This is a genomic window from Thermostichus sp. MS-CIW-30, assembly GCF_054058015.1.
In genome coordinates this window covers 35,687-59,027 of sequence record NZ_JBSRZW010000002.1, presented here as the reverse complement: position 1 = coordinate 59,027, position 23,341 = coordinate 35,687, and the positions used below count along the sequence as shown (strand labels likewise).

General features: G+C 60.0%; 21 protein-coding genes. 6 read left to right on the top strand and 15 right to left on the bottom strand.

Going from position 1 to position 23,341, the window contains the following annotated elements; translation table 11 throughout:
• Window positions 1-89: 89 nt before the first annotated feature.
• Window positions 90-1,220, bottom strand: a complete 1,131-nt coding sequence (locus ACVWXW_RS01230) for a hypothetical protein (protein WP_457402321.1) — start codon at window positions 1,218-1,220, stop codon at window positions 90-92.
• Window positions 1,217-2,857: a hypothetical protein gene (locus tag ACVWXW_RS01225; RefSeq protein WP_457402320.1), complete on the bottom strand. Its 1,641-nt coding sequence runs from the start codon at window positions 2,855-2,857 to the stop codon at window positions 1,217-1,219. The genes ACVWXW_RS01230 and ACVWXW_RS01225 overlap by 4 nt, the downstream gene beginning before the upstream one ends.
• A 294-nt stretch (window positions 2,858-3,151) precedes the next feature.
• On the opposite strand from ACVWXW_RS01225, the gene ACVWXW_RS01220 reads away from it, so the two are divergent.
• The 3 genes from ACVWXW_RS01220 to ACVWXW_RS01210 all read left to right on the top strand — a co-directional run bounded on the left by ACVWXW_RS01220 (window position 3,152) and on the right by ACVWXW_RS01210 (window position 8,025).
• Complete coding sequence (locus tag ACVWXW_RS01220) at window positions 3,152-3,553, top strand: cupin domain-containing protein (RefSeq protein ID WP_414412749.1); 402 nt, start codon at window positions 3,152-3,154, stop codon at window positions 3,551-3,553.
• Between the two features lie 148 nt (window positions 3,554-3,701).
• A complete protein-coding gene (locus tag ACVWXW_RS01215) occupies window positions 3,702-5,639 on the top strand; it encodes a cellulose biosynthesis cyclic di-GMP-binding regulatory protein BcsB (protein WP_457402319.1) in 1,938 nt (645 codons plus the stop codon).
• A 220-nt stretch (window positions 5,640-5,859) separates the two neighbouring features.
• Complete coding sequence (locus ACVWXW_RS01210; RefSeq protein WP_457402317.1) at window positions 5,860-8,025, top strand: glycosyltransferase; 2,166 nt, start codon at window positions 5,860-5,862, stop codon at window positions 8,023-8,025.
• Between the two features lie 55 nt (window positions 8,026-8,080).
• Here ACVWXW_RS01210 and ACVWXW_RS01205 read toward each other — a convergent pair whose 3' ends face one another.
• The 3 genes from ACVWXW_RS01205 to ACVWXW_RS01195 all read right to left on the bottom strand — a co-directional run bounded on the left by ACVWXW_RS01205 (window position 8,081) and on the right by ACVWXW_RS01195 (window position 9,402).
• Window positions 8,081-8,440, bottom strand: coding sequence for a hypothetical protein (locus ACVWXW_RS01205; protein ID WP_099812809.1), 360 nt, complete (start codon window positions 8,438-8,440; stop codon window positions 8,081-8,083).
• Window positions 8,441-8,681: 241 nt separating this feature from the next.
• Entirely contained in the window at window positions 8,682-8,804 is a 123-nt protein-coding gene (locus ACVWXW_RS01200; RefSeq protein ID WP_457402316.1) for a hypothetical protein, read from the bottom strand.
• Window positions 8,782-9,402 (bottom strand): PhoD-like phosphatase N-terminal domain-containing protein, encoded by a 621-nt coding sequence (locus ACVWXW_RS01195; protein WP_457402314.1) that lies wholly within the window; start codon window positions 9,400-9,402, stop codon window positions 8,782-8,784. The genes ACVWXW_RS01200 and ACVWXW_RS01195 overlap by 23 nt, the downstream gene beginning before the upstream one ends.
• A 283-nt stretch (window positions 9,403-9,685) precedes the next feature.
• Between ACVWXW_RS01195 and clpS the strand changes: the two genes are divergently transcribed.
• Entirely contained in the window at window positions 9,686-9,967 is a 282-nt protein-coding gene (gene clpS / locus ACVWXW_RS01190) for an ATP-dependent Clp protease adapter ClpS (protein WP_099812808.1), read from the top strand.
• A 15-nt stretch (window positions 9,968-9,982) separates the two neighbouring features.
• A complete protein-coding gene (locus tag ACVWXW_RS01185) occupies window positions 9,983-10,807 on the top strand; it encodes a CPBP family intramembrane glutamic endopeptidase (RefSeq protein ID WP_457402311.1) in 825 nt (274 codons plus the stop codon).
• 24 nt (window positions 10,808-10,831) lie between these two features.
• Here ACVWXW_RS01185 and ACVWXW_RS01180 read toward each other — a convergent pair whose 3' ends face one another.
• Window positions 10,832-12,286 carry a sodium:solute symporter family protein gene (locus tag ACVWXW_RS01180; protein WP_457402310.1) on the bottom strand — a complete coding sequence of 485 codons (1,455 nt, stop codon included), beginning with the start codon at window positions 12,284-12,286 and terminating at the stop codon, window positions 10,832-10,834.
• Window positions 12,279-12,470, bottom strand: a complete 192-nt coding sequence (locus ACVWXW_RS01175; protein WP_457402308.1) for a hypothetical protein — start codon at window positions 12,468-12,470, stop codon at window positions 12,279-12,281. The genes ACVWXW_RS01180 and ACVWXW_RS01175 overlap by 8 nt, the downstream gene beginning before the upstream one ends.
• Before the next feature lie 138 nt (window positions 12,471-12,608).
• Between ACVWXW_RS01175 and dprA the strand changes: the two genes are divergently transcribed.
• Window positions 12,609-13,766, top strand: coding sequence for a DNA-processing protein DprA (gene dprA / locus ACVWXW_RS01170; protein ID WP_457402306.1), 1,158 nt, complete (start codon window positions 12,609-12,611; stop codon window positions 13,764-13,766).
• Here the strand turns inward: dprA and ACVWXW_RS01165 are convergent.
• The 8 genes from ACVWXW_RS01165 to ACVWXW_RS01130 form a co-directional block, all read right to left on the bottom strand.
• A complete protein-coding gene (locus ACVWXW_RS01165; RefSeq protein WP_457402304.1) occupies window positions 13,705-14,040 on the bottom strand; it encodes an SOS response-associated peptidase family protein in 336 nt (111 codons plus the stop codon). The genes dprA and ACVWXW_RS01165 overlap by 62 nt on opposite strands.
• A gap of 223 nt (window positions 14,041-14,263) precedes the next feature.
• The gene (locus tag ACVWXW_RS01160; protein WP_457402302.1) at window positions 14,264-14,731 is read right to left on the bottom strand and encodes an SOS response-associated peptidase; all 468 of its coding nucleotides are present in this window, start codon (window positions 14,729-14,731) and stop codon (window positions 14,264-14,266) included.
• Window positions 14,732-14,778: 47 nt separating this feature from the next.
• Window positions 14,779-18,240 carry a maltose alpha-D-glucosyltransferase gene (treS, locus tag ACVWXW_RS01155; RefSeq protein ID WP_457402459.1) on the bottom strand — a complete coding sequence of 1,154 codons (3,462 nt, stop codon included), beginning with the start codon at window positions 18,238-18,240 and terminating at the stop codon, window positions 14,779-14,781.
• A 122-nt stretch (window positions 18,241-18,362) separates the two neighbouring features.
• The gene (locus ACVWXW_RS01150) at window positions 18,363-19,673 is read right to left on the bottom strand and encodes a DNA double-strand break repair nuclease NurA (RefSeq protein WP_457402300.1); all 1,311 of its coding nucleotides are present in this window, start codon (window positions 19,671-19,673) and stop codon (window positions 18,363-18,365) included.
• A 10-nt stretch (window positions 19,674-19,683) separates the two neighbouring features.
• Complete coding sequence (locus ACVWXW_RS01145) at window positions 19,684-20,589, bottom strand: 6-carboxytetrahydropterin synthase (RefSeq protein WP_011432318.1); 906 nt, start codon at window positions 20,587-20,589, stop codon at window positions 19,684-19,686.
• Between the two features lie 177 nt (window positions 20,590-20,766).
• Window positions 20,767-21,867, bottom strand: coding sequence for an NAD(P)/FAD-dependent oxidoreductase (locus tag ACVWXW_RS01140; RefSeq protein ID WP_457402298.1), 1,101 nt, complete (start codon window positions 21,865-21,867; stop codon window positions 20,767-20,769).
• Window positions 21,868-21,901: 34 nt separating this feature from the next.
• Window positions 21,902-22,054 carry a photosystem II protein Y gene (locus ACVWXW_RS01135; RefSeq protein WP_414330801.1) on the bottom strand — a complete coding sequence of 51 codons (153 nt, stop codon included), beginning with the start codon at window positions 22,052-22,054 and terminating at the stop codon, window positions 21,902-21,904.
• 347 nt (window positions 22,055-22,401) lie between these two features.
• On the bottom strand, window positions 22,402-23,325 hold the full coding sequence (locus ACVWXW_RS01130; protein ID WP_414330799.1) for an ABC transporter permease: 924 nt from the start codon (window positions 23,323-23,325) through the stop codon (window positions 22,402-22,404).
• Window positions 23,326-23,341 lie beyond the last annotated feature (16 nt).

Sequence of the window (23,341 nt, the reverse complement as noted above, 5' to 3'; positions counted from 1 at the left end):
GGATCCCGGCAGTTTCAGGGGGATTGTATCCCCAGGATCAAGCTCTGGGCCAAGATCCGGGACAAAACCGGCTTTGGAACGACTGCTAACTATGAGGTGGCAGCCGGTAGGCCCACCTGTGCCCGGAATTGGCGAGCGGCGGTCAGCGCTCCGAAGGGATCCCCCTTATACAGGCCGTAGTGCATGAGAGAAAAGCGCCGCAGCCCCAGTTGAGACACTTCCTGCAGCCACTCCGGCTGGCTCATGAGCTGAAAGTCTGTATGGACGGTGTCGGCCCGTCCGCCGCTGGGGTGCTTGTCCTTAATCGATGGCTCGTAGTGGGCCAACATCAGGTTGGAGTGGATGGGGGAAAACAGGCGGCAACAGAGGCGGATCTGCTCCGGGTTACCGGGATCCGGGCCGTTCAACTCTGGATTAAACTCTCCGGGCCGCCGCTGGCGCATCGACTGGAAGGCGATCCCGTCCATTTGGCTCATAGTCTCGGCAAAGGGCTCCACCATGCTGCGGCCTGCCCCCTGGGAAGGGTCGTCAAAGGTGGCAATCCAGCCCCCCCAGCACAGGGCTACTTCGGCTGCCGGCAGCCGCTCCTTGATGGCTTGGCGGGCTGTGAGGACATTGCGCATTAGGGCTTGGTAGTAGAAAGCAGTGTCGGCGTTGTAGGTATCTGCTGGGATCCGCCAATAGGAAAACTCAGTAGCCAAGCTCCAGTAGGTGGGGCGGCCCTGAGGATTGGCTTGGGCAATATAGCCCGCCAGCTCGGCCACGTCCTCCACAAATTGCGGGGAGATGTGATAGTCGCCGCAGGGGCGGTGGGTGTCGTCTTCCCAGGTGATGATGTGGAGGGTATAGCCCCGCTCAAACCACTGCCGCAAAAGCCCGGCCTGGTGCCAGTTGCGCCAAAAGGAGAGATCCCCCTGGCGGTGATCAAAGCTGTTCAGCCAGCCGCTCAGGAAATGGGGATCCCACCCCTGCGCCACTGCCGCCACCTGCGGATCCGACTCGATTTCCCAGAGGAAGCGACCGGGATCCTCGCCAATGCCCACCTGCCAGCGGGCCAGCAGCTCTGACAAGTTCATGCTTCCCGTCTCGGCATTTTCCGGGCTGCGACTCCCCTGCTGACTCAAAAACTCCTGGCCACAGCCGGCAACCCCATAGGCAGCCAGCAGCGCTCCGCCCGCTTGCAGCACCTGTCGCCGCTGCCAGGATCGTCTCCTTTTCATCTCCTCTCCTCCTGCGGTTCCTCTTGGTGTTGGCGAGCCCACAGCCGCACTTGGGGGGAGCTATAAACCTCCCTGAAGCCCGGCAGCCCCTCAAAATTGAGCTCAGGCCAAAATTGCAGGATGCGATCGGCGCTCTGCAAGGGATCCGCCAGCCCCGCTACCAAGAGGTAGTCCACCCTTTCCTGGGGATGCTGAAGGGCCAGGGCAAACTCGTACTGGTGAGGAGTAAGGAAAGAGCGGGGATCCCTTGCCCAAAAGATAGCCTCAAAGTGGATGTCGTCGTCCACCAGCACTTTTTGTCCGGGCAACAGGTGGCGATAGAGATACTGCCCAACCTGGCGCTTTTCCTGCCGCAGCCTCCGCCAGTCTTCTAGGGCTTGCCCAGCAGAGGTTACTTCATACAGGTTTTGGGCAGCTTCCAACTCGCCACTAAGGGGCACTACCCCTGCCACCAGCCGCTCCCAGAGATCCCGCTCCTCGGCCACCAGGGGCATGAAGAAACCCGGCTCTTGGCTCACCCCATAACCGGCAGTGAGGCAGTTCAACCCCAAGAGGGCAGTGATCAACAGGCGCTTAGCCCAGCCGGGGCCGGCTCCGCGACACAAGTAGGCGCCCATCAGCAAAGGCAGCGGCACCCAGAAAAGGCCAAAGCGGCTCAGCTCCCGCAAAAACAGCCCCTGCCCTAGAGAAGCCAGCAGGATGACCAGCGGCATCCCCCAGACCAGAGCCCATACCCAGCGACCCGGGCCTCGGCCCAGCAGGGATCCCAGCCCCAACAGCAGATAGGCAGGGGCCAGCACCGCCAGCCATTTCCCAGCCTCCAGCACCCCCCGCCAGCCACCCGCCTGCTGCAAGTCTTCCCGCAATTGCGGCAGCCGCAGACCGCTGCCCACCTGGTAGGTGAAAGCCCAGGGATCCCCTACCGACAGCCAATTCACATACAGCCAGCTCAGGATCAAGGCTAGGCTGACAAAGCCGGCCACCAACAGCGAGGCCCAGCGAAACCCCCAGACTTCTCGGCGAAAGGCCACCAGCAGCAGCATCCCCGCCCAGGGCAGCAGCCATCCGCTTTCCCAGCGCAGCACCATCAGGGGCCCCAGCGCCAGCCCAACGAGCAGCAGCCTCAGGGTAATAGGCAGCTCATCCCCTGCCGCCACTGACTTCCCCGCTGCTCGTTTCTCGTCAGCCAGGGGAAACAACAAGGCCATGTTTACCCCCAGCAAAAGCGAGGTGGCCGTCCAAGCGGGGCTGCGCAGCAGCATCAAGATCAAAGTCGGCTGCACCACCATCAACAAACCCCACAGCCAGCACCATCCCACCTCCACCGGCAAACGGCGTAACTGCCGCCACACCCAGCCCAGCAGCAAAGAGCCCAAGATGGTCTGCAGCAACAGCGGGGATCGTCCCAGAATGGCCGTAGCCAGCACCAGCAAGGGAGGAAAGGTGGTGCCCACAATGGGCAGGCGCGGATCCGGCCCCAAAACCGCCACGGATCCCTTATAGCCAAGAAACTGCATCTCCAAGCTCACCCAGCTCCAGCCTTCCTTCAAACCCCACAGAAGGCTAGCCAGCAGCAGAAACAGGATCCCGGTAGACCCGAAGAGCCGCAAGAAAGCCCTGAGCCTGTTGAGAAACATGGGTTACTTCAGTAGCTTCAAGAATTTAGAATTAATTGGAGATTAATTGGAGGGTAACTGGTTAAATCGCCAATCGAGCCTCAAGAGCTATTTAGTGTTAATGAGAACATGTCTCAAGTAGGGCGTGGGGATGGGCTGACGTGTCTAGGCACTGGACACAGGGCTAGATTAGCATTCCCTGGCCTGAGAGACTTTATCTACGAGTTTTGGCGTAGGCCAATTCAGCCATATTGTCGATGAGGTGTTCTCGGATTCTGAGAGAGGATGGGGACGACTTTGCAAGGACATGATCTTATGTTGCAGGCTGTGCGGGACGTGAATGATGCAGCAGTTCCAGCGCTTGAGCTGGTACCCTCTCAAGCAGAGACCCGTCCCTGGGGATCCTTCTGGGTTTTGGATGAAGGCCCGATGTACAAGATCAAGCGCATCGAGGTGAAGCCTGGCCATCGGCTCAGCCTGCAGATGCACTACCACCGCAGCGAGCACTGGATCGTGGTCAGGGGCACAGCGAAAGTGACCCGTGGAGAAGAGGTGATGCTGCTGAGCTCCAACGAGTCCACTTACATTCCCCCCTGCACCAAGCACCGCCTGGAAAACCCCGGCACCCTTCCCTTGGTGTTGATCGAGGTGCAAAACGGGGAATATCTCGGGGAGGACGACATTGTGCGCTTTGAGGATGACTACGCCCGCCAGTAAAGGGATCCCCTGGGCATCCGAATCTACGGTTTGTGCGTAAAGACCCCCGAAAGCTTACAGATTTCTGCATGTCGGGCAAACTTGGGTCAGGTGGGCCAAGGGGCTTGCCTGCACTAGACAAGTGAGGGATAAGCAAGAGGGGGTCAAGGTGACGCAGAAGGCAAGGCAGTGGGCTTTGTGGGTTGCCGGTTTGCTTTGGTGTTGCGGGCCAACGGCTGCCCAGGCAGCGGAAGTCATTTCTCTGCAAAGGCTGGGCTACGACCGCTCGGTGCTGCTGCAAGGAGCTAACCCGCGTCTAGATATCGGGATCCCTGCCCCCCTGAACGGTGTTGACCCTGAGGCCAGCTTTGTGCAGTTGCGCCTGGATCCCTCGCCGGTGTTGAAACCTACGTCCACGGTGCGGGTGCTGATCAATGACGAGCTGGCGGGTATCTTCCTGGTGCAAGATCTGCGGCAGGAGCCGGTGGTGCGAGTGCCCATCCCCAGCTTGGCCGCTGGCGAGCGCTTTATCACCTTGTCGGTGCAGCCTTTCCTGAGCATTACCGACGACATCTGTGCCGACTTGAATACCGGCAACCTGCTGCTGACGGTGGGGCGGGATAGTTTCTTTGAGCTGGCGCCCCTCGTTCCTGATGCCACGGTGGCCGGTTTTCTGGGCCGGCTGTATCCTCAGGTTACTTTGGTAGTGCCGGCCAATCCTTCCTCTGAGACGGCGGAAGCAGCTCTGTGGCTGTACAGCCTCCTTTCTCACCTGTTTCCGCAAACGCCCATCCTGTGGAGCAACCGTCCGAAGCAGGGGGCACAGGTGATCTTAGAGCCGGCCAATTTCACCCCCCACTTGCAGCATCAAATTACCCCAGAGGGATCCCGACTGCGAGTGGCCGCCCGCCGGGAAGCTATTCTTGCTCTCTATGAAGAATGGAAGCGGGCGGGGCTGGTCAGCCGCGGCATCCAGGTGACAAGGGTGGCGGATCTGGAGAGAGCGCTCAGGGCCAACCGCCTCAGCCTGCGAGAGCTGGGGATCGTGGATCCCATGTTGCGGGGGTTTGGCAGCCAGTCTTTGGTCTTCAACTTCAGCCTGTCCCAATTAGGGGGACGACCGCGGGATCTGGCGGCGCAACTGGATGTGATCATGAACCCGGTCGATGGCCGAGTGGGGGATCGCCTCACCAGCTACGTGTTCTTGAATGGCGTTCTGTTGCGCACCTACAACCTAACGGGCCGCACCCAGCTCAACGAGACCATCCCCCTCCCCACCCGCCTGCTGCGCCGCTTCAACCAACTGGAGCTGCGCTTTGATTACGGGGCCAGCCCCGGTAATTGCCAGGGATCCCTGACCCCGCTGACTTTGCAAGTGCGTTCCGATAGCTCTGGCCTTCTCTGGAGCGGCTACCAAGCCCCTAGCGGCGAGCTGCAGGAGATCCCGGCGGTGCTGCAGGGATCCGGACGGGTTGGGCTGGGGGATCCCCAACTGCTGCCGGCTGCCGCCTACCTGGTCGGTGCCCTCAGCCGGCTGGCTGCCCGACCCCTGCTGCCCACCCTTGAGGTTTTGCCCAAAGAGGAAGCCAACCTGGAGACGGGGAACTTTGCCTGGCAGGTGATCGTGGCTGGGCCAGATCAGGTGGAGCTTAATAGCCCCATCCGGCTGGGATCCCAGTTTGAAATCATCAATCCCCTCAACCAGCAGGTGGCCTTGGCCGCTCAGCCTCAAGAAAACCTCGGCCTTTTGCAGTACTTTCTCCTGAAAGGTAAGCCGAACCTTTGGCTTTCCTGGTGGGGATCTGACCCGGCTTTGGCAGAGCGCCTCAGCCGCGGCCTTGCCGATCCGCGCACCCGCCTGGCCAACCAGCTACAGGGAAACGTGCTCACCGCCTATGCCGCTGCCCCCGATCTCACCCAAGTGCAAAGCTGGGATCTCACGCCGGCAGGCTATCGAGTGCGCTACCCCGGTCGCTTCAGTTGGCAGCTTTTGTTGTGGCAATACCGCTATTGGTTAGTGCTGCTGCTGGCCCTTTTGCTGGCAGTAGGAGCCTGGAATACCTACCAACGCTTGGCCCGCCGCCCTGAGTCGCCCACCCTTTCCTAGGGGGGTTGGCAGAGGACTTCCGGTTAAACCAGACTTGAGTCAAGCAAGGACTCCGTCCCACTTGCGCGAATAGGGTTTCCAGCCACGCTCCATGCTCCAGTCCCTCAAATCCTCGCTTTTGCGCACGGGCTACCTTACCCGGCAGCAATTGGCTGAGGCTGAGGAGTATCGCGAAGCAGCTAGTTGCTCCTTGCCTAGGGCTCTTTGGAGCTTGCGAGTCATGCACCCGGGCAAGTTTGTCAACTTGTGTCGCCAGATTCTGGACCGGCCTAGGCTGAGAGACTGGCTGCTCAAGCACTCCCTAGATCCAGAGCTGCCTTGGCTGATTGAGCCTATTGATTTGGTGCCGGTGCGCTTTTTGCCCTGTGGCTGGCTCGACCCGCAAACTGTTGTGGTGGCCACAGAAGAGCCGGGCTTCCCCGCCATTTGGCAGTCTGTGAAACACCTGTGCCCGGAAGCAGAAAAACTCTGGGAGATCCCAGCCACTGAAAAGCAGATCCTGACGGTCATCCTTGAGCGCAAGCTGGCCGCCGAGCTGCTGGGCAGCCGTCTTACCTTAGAGCAGTGGCAGCAGGCTTTGGAGATCCGCCGCCGCACCGGCTCCAGCCTGGGGCAGGTGCTGACCCGGCTGAGCTACCTCTCCACCCCCGAGTATCTCAGCATCCTAGCCCATTTGCTGGGCTACCCCGCTGTCTCAGAACTAATGGGGACAGGGCTGCTCCACCGCGACGAGAGCCTGAGCCGGCAGTTTGATCCCGAGGTGATGATGCGCCACCTCTTCTACCCCTTGAGCTGGACGGATGAGCACACCCTTACAGTGATGGTCAATGACCCCCTGGACTGGGCGGTGGATGAGCTGCTCTACAGCTGGCGGCCAGGCTTGCGGATTGAAAAGGTGCTGGGCACCGAGCAGGATATCACGCAACTGCTCAGCCAAGACCAGGGATCCCGCTTCAGCCAAGAGGCGGTGTACAAGCTCATGGCCCGCCTGCCGGAGGAATCGGCCTCGCGGGTGTTTACTCCTTCTCAGATTGCAGTGGGCTACGGCCTGCTGCTGCTATTTCTATTGGGGTTGGCCACTGCTCCCTGGACGACTCTGACCATTTTGGTGCTGCTGATCAATCTTTTTTACGTCGCTTCGATCCTGTTCAAACTGCTGCTCAGCCTAGTGGGATCCGCCGATCGCTTCCACCAGATTACCGATGAGGAAGTAGCCGCTTTGGATGATCGCGACTTGCCTATCTATACCATCCTGGTGCCGGTCTACAAAGAACCGGAAGTAATGCCGATTTTGATCAAGTCTCTCTCCAAGCTGGATTACCCCCATGAGCGCTTAGATGTGCTCATCTTGCTAGAAGAAAACGACCGCGCCACCATTGAGGCGGCCCGGGCTGCCAAGCCCCCCCGCTACGTGCGCCTGCTCATCGTGCCAGATAGCAAGCCCAAGACCAAACCCAAAGCCTGCAACTACGGCCTGGCCTTTGCCCGTGGCGAATACCTCACCATCTACGACGCTGAAGACATTCCGGATCCAGACCAACTCAAAAAAGCAGTCATTGCCTTCCGAAAAGGGGATCCCAGCTTGGTCTGCGTCCAGGCCGCCCTCAACTATTTCAACCGCAACGAGAACTTCCTCACCCGCATGTTTACCTTGGAGTATTCCTATTGGTTCGACTATCTGCTGCCGGGTTTGGAAACTCTCAGAATGCCCATCCCCCTGGGTGGCACCAGCAACCACTTTCGCACTGACCGCCTGCGGGAGCTGCAGGGATGGGATCCCTTTAACGTCACCGAAGACGCAGATCTAGGCATCCGCGCCAGCCAGCACGGCTATACGGTGGGGGTGATCAACTCCACCACTTATGAAGAGGCCAACTGCGCTGTTAAAAACTGGATCCGGCAGCGCTCCCGCTGGATCAAGGGCTACATGCAAACTTGGCTGGTGCACAACCGCAACCCCCTGCGCTCGTTGCGCAAGCTGGGCCTGAAGAACTGGCTGTCTTACCAGTTTTTTATTGGCGGCAGCTTCTTTACCTTTCTCACCAGCCCCATCATGTGGCTGCTGTTTATTTACTGGCTGCTCACCCGCGCCCATTGGCTGCAAAACCTATTTCCCAGTTGGCTGGTTTATCTGGGCTTGTTTAACCTCCTGGTGGGCAATGCCATTGGGATTTACCTCAACTTGGTGGCCGTTTTCCGGCGAGGGTACTACGATCTGGCCTTCTATGCCCTGCTCAACCCCATCTACTGGCAACTGCACTCTATGGCAGCTTACATGGCCCTGTGGCAGCTCTTTACCAAGCCCTTCTACTGGGAAAAGACCATCCACGGCCTGAGCAAGTTTACCCACGCCAAAGTCCAGGAAGCTGCTCACAAAGCAGCCTAGGCTACGGACTGAGTTCCTAAGCAGTAGCAGCGAAGTGAGGACAGCCAGCACCCTTCTAGAAGCTGTAGTCCGAGTCTACGATCACAGCACAACCACTGGGGTGGAGACAGCTAGCCATGATCACCTTGACAGAAAAGTTGCCCTCGTAGGGCGCCTGCACGATGGGGAAATCGTCCAACAGTTCGTCTGCAGCCACCACCTGACCGCTGGCATCGTAAAGCACCAGATCCACATCGAAGCAATCCTGGTCGCACTGCGCCCAGATGTTTTCACCTCGGTAGAAATAGCCTGTAACTACGGTCGATTGTCCATTAAGAAGCCACAAACTACGGCTCTGAGCCCAGGCGGCAGCGCCCCCGATAACTGTGGCCGCTCCTATTAAGCTTGCCACCAACCAGCCCCGCACCGAAGCCATAAGACTGCCCTCCTACTGAAAAACGGAGATAGATTTTCTACAGGGATCCACCTCAACGCCCACACTCTAGCACCCGGATCCGTCTTTCCCGAATGATCCAGATCACGTTAAGGATCCCACGTTAAAAATCGCGAAAAAGGGATACAAAAAAGGGATCCCAACCGAAGCAGGGATCCCTTAATTCTGATTGACAATCCGGCGCAGCTGGCTCATCGGTTGAGCCGACTTCTTTATTGTGGTTTTATTGTGGCAAGCTCAGTTCCCCGCGTCGCCCCAAGGGATCCGTCAAGACATTGCCGGCGGGGCCTTTGATTTGAATGGTGCAGCGGCTGCCGGACACTTCAATAACGTTGTAGTTGGGCACCGCCAGCTCCAAAAAGCGCAGGTTGCCTGTGGTTACCCCTGGGATCCCGCTCACTTGCGGATTGGTCGGGTTCACCGGTGCCAAAAAGCCGTTCACAATTAGGAAAGGGAGGCTCGTTGGCACAACTGATGTGTAAGAAGCGAATGGGTCGTCCATCCCCAGGAGCTGGCAGGGTGCGAAACTGGCCTACAGGGCTGGTAAACCCCTCGCTGACAAACCGGTAGAAGTAGCGCTGCGCTGGCCTCAAGCCGGTGACGACGGCACGAGCAATGTAGTCGCCTGGCTCAGTGCGGTAGTTGCGGCCCGCCACACGGCGAGCAGTAAGCGAAACTTGTTGCGAAATGGGGTTGAACTCGGAATTCTCAGCCACCTGCAACGTCACCGCAACCGTGTCTGTTGCACTGGCCGGGATCACCCGCGTGGAAAGCACCGCCCCTTCCGAGGTGGGATCCCCGGCAAATACCCCTTGAGGGAACCCGGGCTCTCCCAGGGGGGGAATGGAGGAACTGGAGGTGCCCCCACAGGCAGCCAGGGCAGCTGCCCCACCTCCAAACATCAGCAACTGCAGGAAAAAGCGACGGGAACTCAGGGAACTCATAGGGCCCACCTCAGGGACGCAGGCAAATGTAAAGGGATCCGCAACAAAGGCCAATCGCCTTTTTAGTCAAGCACTTTTGCCCCCAAGCTGAGGTTGTGGGCAGGTGAAGGCTGGGTTAGGGTTGGTTTAACGGCTCTGACCCCTGCGCCCAGGTTCCCCACGGCCTTTTCACAGAGCTTGCTGAGAAGGCTAAAATTTCATTACAGTTTTTCCTGCTTTTGCCCCATTTTTGCGGTTTTGCGTTCCTTAGACTTCTTTTGACCCTGCCGAAGGAGGGATCGTTGTGGCTACAGAGACCCTGGTCAAGCCTTCTGTAACCCCAAAGCACATGCCCATGTACCGGGTGTTGCTGCACAACGACGATGTCAACACCATGGAGTACGTGGTGCAGGTGCTGGTGAAGGTGATCCCGGCGATGATGCCGCCGCAAGCCACTGAGATCATGCTAGAGGCCCACAACAACGGTGTTGCTGTGGTGATCGTGGTGCCGCGGGAGCACGCGGAGTTTTACTGCGAACAGTTGCGTCAGCACGGCCTCACCAGCTCCATTGAGCCGGAACGCTAAGCAGGAGCGGTTGGGGTGGGCCTGCTGATTGCAAAACTCAAGGCTTTGCCCTTGCCGCTGCGGCTGTTGCTGTTTTTGGGGATCCCCCTCCTAGCCTGGCTGCCGTTGCTCGGGCTGGGGAGTTGGCTTCTTCCTGAACGACGGGAGTACCTGTGGCTGCTCCTGTATGCCCTGCTGCTAGCCTGGCTATGGGTGTGGGGATCCGGGTTTGCCGCCTATGGACTGGATGGCAGTTGGCCTTGCCGAGGCGGGATCCTGTGGGGCCTGGGGATCGGGGTCGGGGGGCTTTTCTTGCTTTTGGGCCTGGAGGGATCCCTGGGTTGGCTGAGTTGGAGGGCGGTAGGAGGGGGATCCCTGCTGGTCTATGGGTTGCTGGGGTTGCTTTTGGGCTTGGGGGTGGCGCTGGCGGAGGAGCTGTTTTTTCGCGGCTGGCTGCTGCAGGAGATGCTGCTGGACTACGGTTGCAGCACTGCGGTGTGGGGATCCAGCTTCCTGTTTGCTATGGCCCATTTCCTGAAGCCTTTGCCTGAGATTCTCGCCACCTGGCCGCAATTTCCCGGACTGTGGCTGATGGGGCTGCTGCTGGTGCAGGCGAGGGTCTGGAACCAAAACAAGCTGGGCCTTAGCCTAGGGCTGCACGCGGGTTGGGTATGGGGCATGGCCTGGGTCAACAACTTGGCCTGGATAGACTACACCGGCAGGGCGCCAGCGTGGCTAACGGGGATTGGTGGCAACCCCTTGGCGGGCCTGATGGGCTTGCTGTTCCTGGGAGGGACTTTCGCATTTCTCAACGGCCTGGCTCAAGCTGGCTGGCTACCGGCAGACCTGGAAAAGCGTTGATTGAGCTGATCGATAAAGAATAACCTACTCTCCCCAAGGCCCTTCCTCGTAGTAGGCGGTCACCTGCTCCTTGGGCGGCTGGGTAAGCAAGCTTACGCCAATTAACACCCCACTGCCGATCACCACTGCCGGGATTACGGGTAACCAGCCTCCTGTCCAAGCCCGCGGCAACAGGCCCGCTAGCCACCCTAGGGTAAGGCCGCTGGAGACGAGGGCCCCGGCTACTGCCCCGGCGCGGGTAGCCCGCTTCCAGTACAGGCCGGCAATTAAGACAGGGAACAGCATGGCGTTGCCCTGAAAGCTCCAGGTGGCAATCTCCACAATCAGCCCCGGCGGGTTAAGAGCAATCACAAAGGAAGCTAGGCCGATCCCCAGCACCACCCAGCGGCCTAGCAACTCTTCTTGGTGGGGGGAAAGCTGGCGTCTAAAGAGGGTCACTACCAGATCCCGCGTTACCAACGAGCTGGCCGTAAGGAGCTGTGAGTCTGCCGTGGACATGAGGGCGGCCAGAGCTGCTGTAATCACCACCGCTGCCACACCGCCGGGCAGAGTTTGCAACATCAGGGGCATGATCTGGTCCGCTTTCTCCAGGCCGGGAAAAGCCAGGCGGCCCCAAACCCCAAGAAGAGCTGCCGGGAAAAAGACCAGCAGAATCAGCAGCGGCCAGACTACCATCAGGGTCTTGAAGGGATGAGCACTCCTGGCCATGTAAAAGCGCTGGAAAAATTGTGGGAAAAGGGGAGTGGCCATGAAAAACAGCAGTTGATTGCCGAGTAACCCTTGCCAGCTCCAGCGTCCTTGGGGGCCGGGCAAGCTCAGCCAGGGATCCAGTTCGCTACCCGCTTCTCTCCCTAGGGAGAAAGCCACTGCAACAAAGGCCACCCCCATCCCCAGAATCAAGATGATCCCCTGCACCACGTCCGTCCAGACCACCGCCTGGGATCCGCCAAAGAGCACATACCCCAAGATCACCAGCGCCACCACCACCGCCAAGGGCCAGTAGGGGATCCCCTCCCCCAAGACAGCCGCTAGGGTTCGGGCCCCGCCAATGATCTGGATGCTGATGTAGGGGGCTGTAAACACCAAAGCGCTCAGGCAATACAACAACGCCAACAGGGGGCTTTGAAAACGATGGCCGAAGAACTCCGAAGGGGTGATGAAGCCAAAGTGTTGGGCTGCTAGCCATACCCGGTAGCCCACCCACAAAAACAGCCCCGAAATGAGGGCGGTGGTCACCCCCACCCCCAGGAAGATCCCTAGGCCGTGGGTATAGGCATCTGCCGGCACCCCAATGAAGGTAAAGGCGCTGAGCAAGGTGGCCAGCGTCGTCAAAGTTAGAGCCAGGGATCCCAACCCCCGCCCTGCCAAAAAATAGCTCACCGGATCCCGGCCGCTGTGGCGATAGCTCCAGAAGCCAATGGCCGCCAGCAGCAGCAAGTATGCCCCCACCACACCCAGACTCAAAACCGTGTTACTCATCTCCGCCTCTCGGCCAGCAAACGCGCACAATGTAGAAGTTAAGAGGTACCAACAGCAGGACAGCCAATCCCGCCAGCCAATGCCAGGCCGGGATCCCCAAAAACTGGGGCTGGGCCGAGCGGGATCCCACCCAGGTCAACAGCCACAGCAGGGGATAGGCCCCCCACACCCAAGCTTGGCGCATCCGCCCAAACCGCAGCTGCCTTGATCCTTGAAGGTTACCGGCGGGATCCAACCCTGACATCTACCCATCTCCTGCTTTTTTGCCAAGCGTTCCTTTTGCCAATCATTTAAGATACAGCCACTACTGCGCAGAGCTAAATTGTCTTTTCCCCTTTCCCCTTCAGATCCTGTTGGCAAGAGGGAGCCTTCCCGTGGGCCAGGCCATGAAGAACGGGAGCGGCCCTACTGGCTAGCTTGGGCCCGCATCAAAGGGATTGGCCCCCACCGGCTCAAGCGGCTGGCGGAGTTTTTTGGATCCCTGGAGCGGGCTTGGCAAGCGGATGCCCCGGCCCTGCGGCAGGTGGAAGGCATTGGCCCCACCCTGGCCCAGGCTATTGTCTCTGCCCGTCCTGGCCTTGATCCCGAGCAGATCCTGGAGGAAACCCTCAAAGCGGGGATCCCCTTTCTCACGCCTGCAGATCCGGACTATCCGCTGCTGCTGTGGGAGGTGCCAGATCCCCCGCCCATTCTCTATGCCCTAGGAGAATGTCCCAATTGGCAACAGCCGGCTATTGCCATCGTCGGCACCCGCGCCCCTACGGCCTACGGTCGACAGTGGACCCAGAAAGTCAGCGCTGCCCTGGCGGAAGCTGGCTGTGTGGTGGTCTCGGGGCTGGCAACGGGGATCGACGGCATTGCCCACCAGGCCTGTCTGGATGCCAGCGGCAAGACGGTGGCCGTGGTGGGAACGGGGGTGGACAAAGTTTACCCAGCTCACCATCAAGCTCTCTACCGGCGCATCCTGGCCCAAGGGGCCATCCTCAGCGAATATCCCCCCGGCACGCCACCGGCCAAGGAGCATTTTCCCCAGCGCAACCGCATCATTGCCGGCCTCTGCCGCGCCACTTTGGTGATGGAAGCTCCTGAGACCTCTGGAGCGCTGATCACTGCTCACCTGGCCAACCACTACGGTCGGGAAGTGTATGCGTTGCCGGGGAATATCGACACGGCGGCGGCCCGTGGCTGTCTCCACCTCATCCGCAGTGGCGCCGGCATGATCCTGGGGATCGAGGAGCTGTTGAAAGACTTGGGCCTCCTCCAGGGATCCCCTGTGCTAAAGCAGCCCTCGTCCACTGGCCCCAGCGATCCCCAACAGCAACTGCTCTGGCAGCTGCTAGGGGAGGGCATCCTCAGCCTCGATGCCCTGGCCCAGGCTAGCCAGATGGATATTGCCACCCTTTCCAGTACCCTGCTGCTTATGGAATTGGAAGGCTGGCTGGTACAACTGCCGGGGATGCGCTACCAGCGGGCTCGCTGAGGCTGGATCCCTGCACTGCTTCTCCGATAGGAGCACGGCAAGCGGGATCCTCGTGGCGGGGGTTGTTCACATAGGTGCTGACCGGATAAGCCGCCATGGCTTCTGCTGGGTAGGGGCGGAGCAAGGGCAAAAGCAGCTTGGGATCCTGCACCTGGGGATCCAGCCAGAGGTCGTAGTCGTTTTCCGTCAAAATCACGGGCATCCGCTCGTGAAAAAGCTGCATCAGACGGTTGGCGGCAGTGTTGAGGATGGCACAGGTTTCCACCTGATACATTCACGCTGAACTCTCCTGAACATGGTTCAGGAAAGAAGCGATCGCATCCTGCCTATCTCTGAGCAGGAAGGCGGTATCCCGCAAAGCCCTGAGGAATACCCCCCGAGCGCTTTCCCCCTTCACTTCCCGGCAACCGTTGCGGTGGACTCAAGGATCAGGGGGAAACTTGGTCTACTATATCCCTCTCAATGACTTTTGCCAAACCGCCTAAAGCTCAGTAAATTCAGCAAAGTTCAGGGTTTTGGGGGTTAGAGGCATGCTCCACCCCCTCTGGACTGCGCCAGCGTTCCCAAATGCCGGCAAAGGCAAATACCGGTCGATCCACCAGGTGAAACCAGTAGGGTTGTCTGCCCTTCTTGGCCGTACCTGAGTCGGCCCACTCGTAGAAACCATCGGCCGAGATCAAGCAGCGACGACGGCGGAAAGCTTCGCGGAAAGAAGGCTTCTCAGCTACTGTCTCAGCTCGGGCATTGATCCAGCCGGCCTGAGGAGCTCGGCTCCAGCTGGGGATCAAGCCCCAGCGAAAATGGGTTGCCTCGCGCTGAAGGGATCCCGCCACCACCGCCAGCACCGGCTGAGAAGGAGCGATGTTATACCGGGGGACAGCTGCCCTTTCTTGGGCTGCCACCGGCAAGCCGAAATGCTGCATCAGCACTTCTGGCGCCACTCCCAGGCTAAACCGTCCACACATGCTTGTCCCCCAGTCGCTCACCCCAAATGGCCTGCCGACAGGATCCCCTAAACCTTGGTGGAAATGCCCAGCAACTGCAGGATCCCGCGCAGGGGAATCTCCACCCACTCGGGGCGGTGGTTCAACTCATAGCCCAGCTCGTAAATGGCTTTTTCCAGCAGATAGGCGTCCAACAACACCTCTATCTCTTGCAGGCTGCGGGGCAAAAAAGCCGCTTGGGAAGCCACCTGCAGATATTCGGCCAAAAAGCCCGCGCAGACCCAGCGGTGCCAAAACTGGGCCCACCGCATCATGTCGGGGCAGTGGTCGGCGCAGACCAAGCCGCTCTCCAGTTGCTGGCGCAAAGCTGTGTGGACAGCATAGTGGAAGGATCGCAACATCCCCGCCACATCCCGTAAGGGGCAACGCTTGAGACGCCGTTCGCCCAAAGAGCGGGCCGGCTCCCCTTCAAAGTCGATGATGACAAAGTCTTTGCCGGTAAACAGCACCTGGCCCAGGTGATAATCCCCGTGGCAGCGGGTACGCAGGGCAGTGATCTTCCGCTCCAGGATCAGGCGGAAGCGGCTCATGATTTCCCCTTCTTGGTCGCAAACAGCCCGAGCCAAGTTGGCCTCTGCTTCCGGCAGCTTGGGGAGCTGCTTATAAGGACTCCGTCCCGCTGACGCGAACAGCAGCGGAAACACCTGCCCCACCAAGTTGCGCATGGACTGGTAAACGGAGCGCTGGTACAGGCTGGAGAAAGGCTCTGGGGCAAAGTCTTTGTTCTCCGTAAAGGACTCCGTCCCGCTGACGCGAGCGGCAGCCAGGGCGATGTGCAGCTCGGCGGTGCGCTTGGCCAAGATCCGCACCGATTCTAGGTAGCTGCCGATGGTGGCGTAGGCCAGCTCCGGCAAGGGCTGTTGGGAAAGCTCCAAGAAGGATCCCTGCGGCACGGGCACGGGATCCACCTCTGGGTAGTGAACCAGCACCGCCTCAAAAAATTGCCCCAGGCTGTCCAGGGTGTAGTGCCAGGCATCTCCCTCGTTGGGGATGTACTCCTGCAAAATGGCCAGGGTAATGGGCTGATCGGCGGGATCAAACCCACGGGCCCCGCGACGACGGCGATACTCCAGGGATCCCAGCAGCCGTGGCACGCGCACCTGGGGATGGTGCTCCAGCAGGTAGCGGCCTATCTCCAGCTCTGGGTTTACCCCCTCGGCCACCCGGTGGTAGAGCTTGAGGAGGTAGTGGTTGCCATAGACAACGGAGGTGTAGCTCTGCTCCGCCTTGAGGAGGCGGGGTTCCAGGTCATGCTCAAGGGCAGCAAAGCTAGTGGCCCAGAGCTCTCCCTGACGGTGACGCAGGCGGCCCTGCTGGGCAATTAGCTGCAGCAGCCGCAGCAAGAAGCTTTTGTCAGCCAGAGCGTTGAAAATTACTCCCGCCGGCCCTCCGGCCACTTGCACAGGGAGGATGACCGCCTGGGGCATCTCTAGGCGCAGGTGTACGGCTGCTTCTTGGGTGGCATAGCCCACAGGGAGAGAGTAGAGCTGCGTATCGCCCTCGATAAACTCGGCCTGGAGAAGCAAGATCTGGCTGCCCAGCAAGGACTCCTCTTCTCGGCGGCAGGGGATAGCCTGCAGGATATGGATCGCCTGGAGCTGGCGGTTTTGGGAGCCAAACCAACGACAGCGGTAGAGGTAGTCCACCAAGACTGCCTCCAGCTGCTTTTGGCTTTCCCCTTGCAAGAGACTGTCCCAACTACCACTTTGAACAACCAGAGGACTACCACTTTGAACAACCAGAGGGACCAGGCGTTCCTGCTCCTCCGCTTTGCTGGGGCTGAGGTGGATGGTCTCCGTTTTGGGCTCAAGGGAAAACCAGTAAAAGGAATGGGGGCCTAGCGTTAGGAAATAGGGCAGTCGCCCAATAGGGGGAAACTCGGTGTGGCCAAAGATCTCCACCGGGATCAATCCTTCCCACGGCGATAGATCCAGCCCCACCCACTGGGCGTAGCGGGAGAGGTTGGCCACCACCAAGATGCGCTCATCGCCAAAGGCCCGCATAAAGGCAAGCACCTTGCGATTTTCCGGGTGGAGCAGCTCAAAGGAGCCGCGGCCAAAAGCTTGGAATCGCTTGCGCACGGCGATGAGCCGCTTCATGGTCCACCACAGGGAATGGGGGTTGTTTCGCTGCGCCTCCACATTGACAGCTTCGTAGTGGTACTCGGCGTCGATGACGATGGGCAGGTAGAGCTTCTGAGGGTTGGTCCGCGAAAAGCCGGCGTTGCGGTCGGCGCTCCACTGCATGGGGGTGCGCACGCTGTTGCGATCCCCCAGGTAGATGTTGTCCCCCATGCCGATCTCGTCCCCGTAGTAGATGACCGGCGTGCCGGGCAGAGAAAACAGCAGGCTGTTCATCAGCTCGATGCGGCGGCGGCTGTTGCCCAGCAGGGGGGCCAAGCGGCGGCGGATCCCCAGGTTCACCCGCGCGTTGGGATCCTTGGCGTACACCTGGTACATGTAGTCCCGCTCCTCGTCAGTGACCATCTCCAGGGTGAGCTCGTCGTGGTTGCGCAGGAAGAGGGCCCACTGGCAGGTTTCAGGAATGGGAGGGGTTTGTTGCAGGATGTCAATGATGGGGAAGCGATCCTCCATCTGGATGGCCATAAACAGCCGTGGCATGAGGGGAAAGTGGAACTCCATGTGGCACTCGTCCCCATCGCCGAAGTAGGCCACAGCATCTTCTGGCCACTGGTTGGCCTCCGCCAGCAGCATGCGGCCAGGATACCTTTGGTCAATGTGTCGGCGCAGAACCTTGAGAAAGGCATGGGTCTCCGGTAGGCTCTCGCAGGTGGTGCCCTCCCGCTCGTAGAGATAAGGCACCGCGTCCAGCCGCATGCCATCTACCCCCAAGCTCAGCCAAAAGTCCACCACCTCGAACATGGCTTTTTGTACGGCGGGGTTGTCGTAGTTGAGATCTGGCTGGTGGGAGTAAAAGCGGTGCCAGTAGTAGGCCTTGGCCGCTGAATCCCAGGTCCAGTTGGAGGCTTCAAAGTCTTGAAAGATAATGCGGGCCTCTTTGTACTTTTCGGGGGTATCGCTCCAAACGTAAAAGTCCCGCTCGGGGGTGCCGGGGGCAGCTCGTCTGGCCCGCTGAAACCAGGGGTGCTGATCCGAAGTGTGGTTGAGGATGAGCTCAATGATGACGCGGATCCCCCGCTTATGGGCAGCCTCCAGAAAGATCTTGAAGTCTTCTAGGGTGCCCAAGTCAGGGTGAACACTGGTAAAGTCAGAAACGTCGTAGCCGTCATCTTTTAAAGGCGAGGGGAAAAACGGCAGCAGCCAGACGGCTGTAATCCCCAGTTCTTGCAAGTAGTCCAGCTTTTCGGTCAGGCCCTGGAAGTCGCCCACGCCATCGCCGTCGCTGTCGAAAAAGGCCCGTGCCGGCAGCTCGTAGATGATTGCATCTTTGTACCAAAGGGGGTCGTGGGTGAGGGGGGAGATGAGGCTGCGCAGAGGGGCTCGGATCATCATGTCGGTCATGTCGGCAACAGAGACAGGATTGGGACACCTTGGCAACCCTAGCCGTTGAATGGGGATCCCCTCAATAGGCTACAGCCTTCTCTTGGGTGCCAGGGATCCCCGGCGTCGGTTCAGGCAATGCCACTCCGCTTCTGGGCTTCCTTGCGGGAGACGGCCACGTGGCGCAGGCCGGCCCGGAGCAGCTCCTGCTCGATCAAGGCAAAAAACCGCTGCCGATCCCCGCTTCTCACCACCGCCAAATGATGGGCTTCCGCCAAGGCGATGGGGTAGCCAAAGCCCTTGTGCACTTGGCTCAGCACCCCTGCCAGAGCCCGCTGCAGCAACTCCGCATCCTGGACCACCCAAGCGGGAAACTCCAGGCGAGCAATTTCGGCTTGGCCCAGGGATCCCTCGCCAACATTGAGGTAACAACAGTGGACGTGGTGTTCCCCGAAGGCGTCCAACACGCTGGCGCCGCTGCGCCAAAGGGGGCTGCGCTCTCCCGGCTGCAGCAGGGATCCCCAAAAGACGCGGTCTGCCAGGGGGGCGAAGGGATGGCAGGGAGGAGACTTCTCGCCGGGACAGTAGCGGTAGCAGTCACAGCCCAGGTACGGGCACAGCCCCAAGCGCAGGTAGTTGAGGGTTTCGCTGCTGCGGGAGGCGCTGATGTAGCCCACGAGAGGAATGCGGGCCGCCCGCAACTGCTCCAAGGTCGCCAGAATGGGATCCAACCAGGGGCGCCGGGCCGACTGGGGCAGAGGCTCCAGTCCCCAAGGGATTAGGGATCCATCCAGGAGCGCCAGCGTGGTGCGGCGACGGGGCACCGACAGGGCCAAACGAGCCAGCTCCTCCAGTTCCGCTTGGGAGCGTCGTAAGGCCAGTATCTCTTCCAGCCCCAACGAGGACTCCGTGCCGCTGGTAGGATTGCGTTCACCTGGGGTGCGCCGTGGGCGAGAGTCTCGCCGGTTAAGGGGGGCGCTCGGCAACCCTTCTGCCCTCCGCTCCGGGGAAGAGGAGTCTGAGTGCCGGGCAAAGGATTCATCTCCATACAGCAGCAGGGGCTGGCTGTCCAGGAGCGGCCACTCCTGGGTGCCGTAGTGGAGAACCACGCGCCCAACATTGATCAGCGAGCAGTAGGCAATCTCGTGGTGACTGGGCAAAATCTGGGATCCATCCGTGGCCACCACCGTGTGTCGCCCCTGCAGAGGCTCGACCTTGGGCAGGGATCCCCAAGCTTCCGGCAGCTCGGCAGGGCTGGCGCAAACAAACGACAGATGGGATCCCCACTCCACCCAGCGGGACTGCCAAACCTGCGGCTCCTGCTGCCAGCGCTCGAAAACTTGCCAGGCTTGGCGGAGGCGTTCTTGGCTGGCTTTCGACTCCTGTTGCAGGTGCCGGGTGAACGCAGGAATTTGCCCGCTCAGCTTAACCAGATCCAACATGATGGCCGCATCAGCCCTGCATGGCAATACGGCTGCCAGAAGCGGAAGAAGCCACATCTTGTCCTTCTGAGGAGTTGAGCAGCTCTTCCAGCGGAAACTCCCCATAGACCTCGCTGCTGTTGTTGGGACTCTCCTGCAGGCGAACCCGATGCAACTGCACCCCCAGCTCCCGCAGGGGCAGAGTCAGCAGCCGCTGGATGTAGAGGGCGATGTTTTCGGCAGTAGGCACCACCTGGGCAAAGTAGGGAATGTCTTTGTTCAAAAAGGTGTGATCCAGCGGCTTCACCACCTGCTCCTCGATCAGCCGCTGCAGGGCCGCCAAGTCCACGATCATCCCCGTGCGCGGGTCGATGGATCCCTTGACGGTGATCTCCAGGCCGTAGTTGTGGCCGTGGCCGTGGGGACGGGCACAGAGGCCGTAGATGGCGCTGTTTTCTTCAAAACTCAGGTGATCCAGAGCCAAGCGGTGGGCGGCGCTGAAATGGGTGGCAACAGTCAAGTAGGCTTGCATGGCTTCTCCTCGGTATTCGGCCCAAAGCTCAGGATCTTCGTACAGACGGACGCTGGTTAGGGGCAAGGCATCGGCCAGGCGTTGCCAAATCACGTAAGCGATAAACTCGGTAGTGGGCAAGGTTTGGGCAAACTCCGGCCAAGCTTGATTTAGATAAGCAAAGTTGAGATCTTGAATCACCCGCTGCCGGATCACCTGCTTCACCTCCGAGAGGTTGAGCACCATCCCATAGTCATCCACCTCACCACTCATGCCCACCTCCAGCACGTAGTTGTGGCCGTGGCCGGGAAAACGGGCATTGGGGCCAAAGCGGGCTAAGTTCTCGGCTTCTGAGAGTTCGGGCAACCAGTACCGATGGCTGGCGGCAAATTGCGCACGGCGGTAGATTGTACAGATTCTGGACATGAGTGGAGAGGAGAGCATCTGCCGGGGGATCCACCCTTTAGCTTGACACACTCCCCGGCCCAGAGGGTGGAAATTCTCAGCGGCCCTCAGCCTACCCTCCCAGTGGTCTTGCCGTCATCTCTGTCCTGCGCCAGGTCAGGCACTTGCCCTGCCGACCGGGTCGGCCTGTGCATACCCTCATTTCCCAGAAAGCATTTCGAGCAAGGTTTTGGCGGCATTGTGTCCTGAGAGCCAAGCCCCCTCTACGCGCCCTCCGGCGCACCAATCGCCGGCACAAACCAAAGGCAATCCCTCAGCAGCGGAAACCGGCACACGGGTGCTTAAGCTGGCCAATCCCGTGGTTTCCAAAGGCAAAGCGTAGCGCCAACGGTGCACCTGCATCCATTGTGGCGAAGCCAGCCAGGGATCCAGCCGTTGGGCTGCGTGGGCCAGCAATTCTCGACCGGCCTTTTCCAGCTCAGAGGGGCCGGCCTCCAAGTACAGAGATGACCACTCCGCCCCCCCATGCAAGACCACCACAGGCGGGAGCGGCTGCAGGCGCTTGCTGCTGTCCAGTCCCAGCCAGGCCAACATCGGATCCTCCAAGCACTTGATCCCCTTCCAAGGCGGCGTATGCTCAGAGTAGCCCGCCAAAACCGCAAGGCAGGGTTGATACTGGGCGGATTCCAGCAGAGGCAACAGGTTTTCAGCCGAAGGGATCCCTTCCCGGAGCAGGGGCAGCAACTGGGGGGCCGGAATTGTCGCCACCAGGGCAGCAGCCTCGTAGCATTGGCCGTTCTCCGCCCTCAATTGCCAGCTTGTTGCCAAAGGTTTGAGACTGACCACACGAGTTTGGGTGTGTACCGACAGCGGGGCAGCCAAGTGTTTGGCCAGCATTGTCATGCCCTGGGGGCAAGCGTAGCGTGGTTTCTCGTCGTTGGGATCCTCTGGGCGCAGCCCTTCTCGATCCAGCACATGCAGCGAGCGCGTCCATTCCGCCAGCAGCCCCAGGCCCAGCAGCTCCTTCACCCAGCGATAAAAGCCATCCGAATCGGCAGTCAGGTATTGAGCCCCATGATCCACCGGCACCGTTTGCCCAGCATGTTCAACTCGACGGGTGGCCATGCGCCCGCCCAAGCCTGCCGATTTTTCCAGCACCAGAACCTGGAGCCCTGCCCGCAGCAGTTGCCTTGCACACACCAAGCCGGCCACTCCGGCCCCAATAACAATCACATCAGCGGATTTTGGGCTTGTCCCCTCGGAGGGCGTTACCGCTGCCTGGGTTGCTTCGCCTAGCATACTGAGCCTGCCAGCTGTGACCGGATCCGCACGTTCAGCTCCCGCCTCTGCCGAAGGGGTTGTTGCCCCTCTCTCCGAAGAGCTTGGCTTCTCCCTTGATGGCAGCCTTGATGATGTTGTAGGCAGCCCAGGCAACCACCAAAACAATGGGCGACAGAACGATCAGCGGACGGAGATCAATGTCCATGGTTTTCATCCCCCCCTAACATAGATTGATTTACCGACTGCTTGGAACAAGAGCCTCCAGGGTTGGCCACCGCCAGAATCCCGATGGGGTGAAACCGTTTTCGACTCTGGATCCCGCATAAGCTGAGGTGCAACTCTGGAAAGATGGCTAAGTCCAGAATAAACCCAAATGGGGATCCCTACCGGCTAGACTTTGCCCCATCTGGGCTGCCAAGGCGGGAGCCAACAGGCCCACACTGAGAATCGCGTCCAGAACTAGCGCACCCACCAGGGATGTGCAATCGACCCCGATCACCTGACTAACTGCTGCCCAAGCCCGCAACTTGGATCTTAATTCTGGGCTCTTTCTCAGTTGCTGTAGATTTTGCCCAAGGCAGCCGGCGGACGAGTGCGGCGGGCGCGGCCCTGCATTCCCGATAGAACCCCCATCGTCAACACAAAGGGCAACGCCTGGATCAACACGGGTGGCATCACATCTCCCCCTTGCAGTTGAATGGCCAGGGCGTCGGTGGCCCCAAACAACAGCGTCGCGCCCAGGATCCCGAAGGGGTGCCACTTGCCAAAGATCATCGCTGCCAAGGCGATAAGGCCCTTTCCTGCTGACATGTTGCGGACAAACTGGTTCAAAAAGCCAATGGAAAGGTAGGCCCCCGCCAGGCCCCCCAACAGGCCGGAGAGCAGCACCGCCGCGTAGCGCATACCCAGGACATCCACCCCCATGGTGGCAGCAGCCTGAGGATGCTCTCCCACCGCTCGCAGCCGCAAGCCCCAGGGTGTTTTGAACAGCAACCACCAGGAGATTGGCACCAACAGAAAGGCCAGATACACCAAGGGGCTAAACCCATGCCACAGCGGCAGCCGATTGACAATTTCTTGAGAGTTGGTGGTGTTGCCGTAGAACGATTGCAGCACCAGCGAAGGCACGCTCATGGCCAACAGGTTGATGGCAGTGCCGCTGACAATTTGATCGGCTCTGTAGCGGATGCACATCAGCGCATGCACAAAGGCAATGGCCACCCCCCCTAAGGCGCCGGCCAACAAACCCACCCAAGGGATCCAACCCACCTGAGCTGCTGGAGTCTGGGCCAGAAGGGAAGCTTCCAGGCGTTGGGTGGTTACCGCCGCCGCCAAAGCCCCAAACAAGATGATCCCCTCCAGGGCAATATTGACCACGCCGCTGCGTTCGGAGTACATGCCCCCCAAGGCCGTGAGCAACAGAGGGGTAGTGGAGCGCAGGGTAGCCGGGATCAAAGCCCAAAACAGAGTTGCCATATTGCTCCGCAGCGCC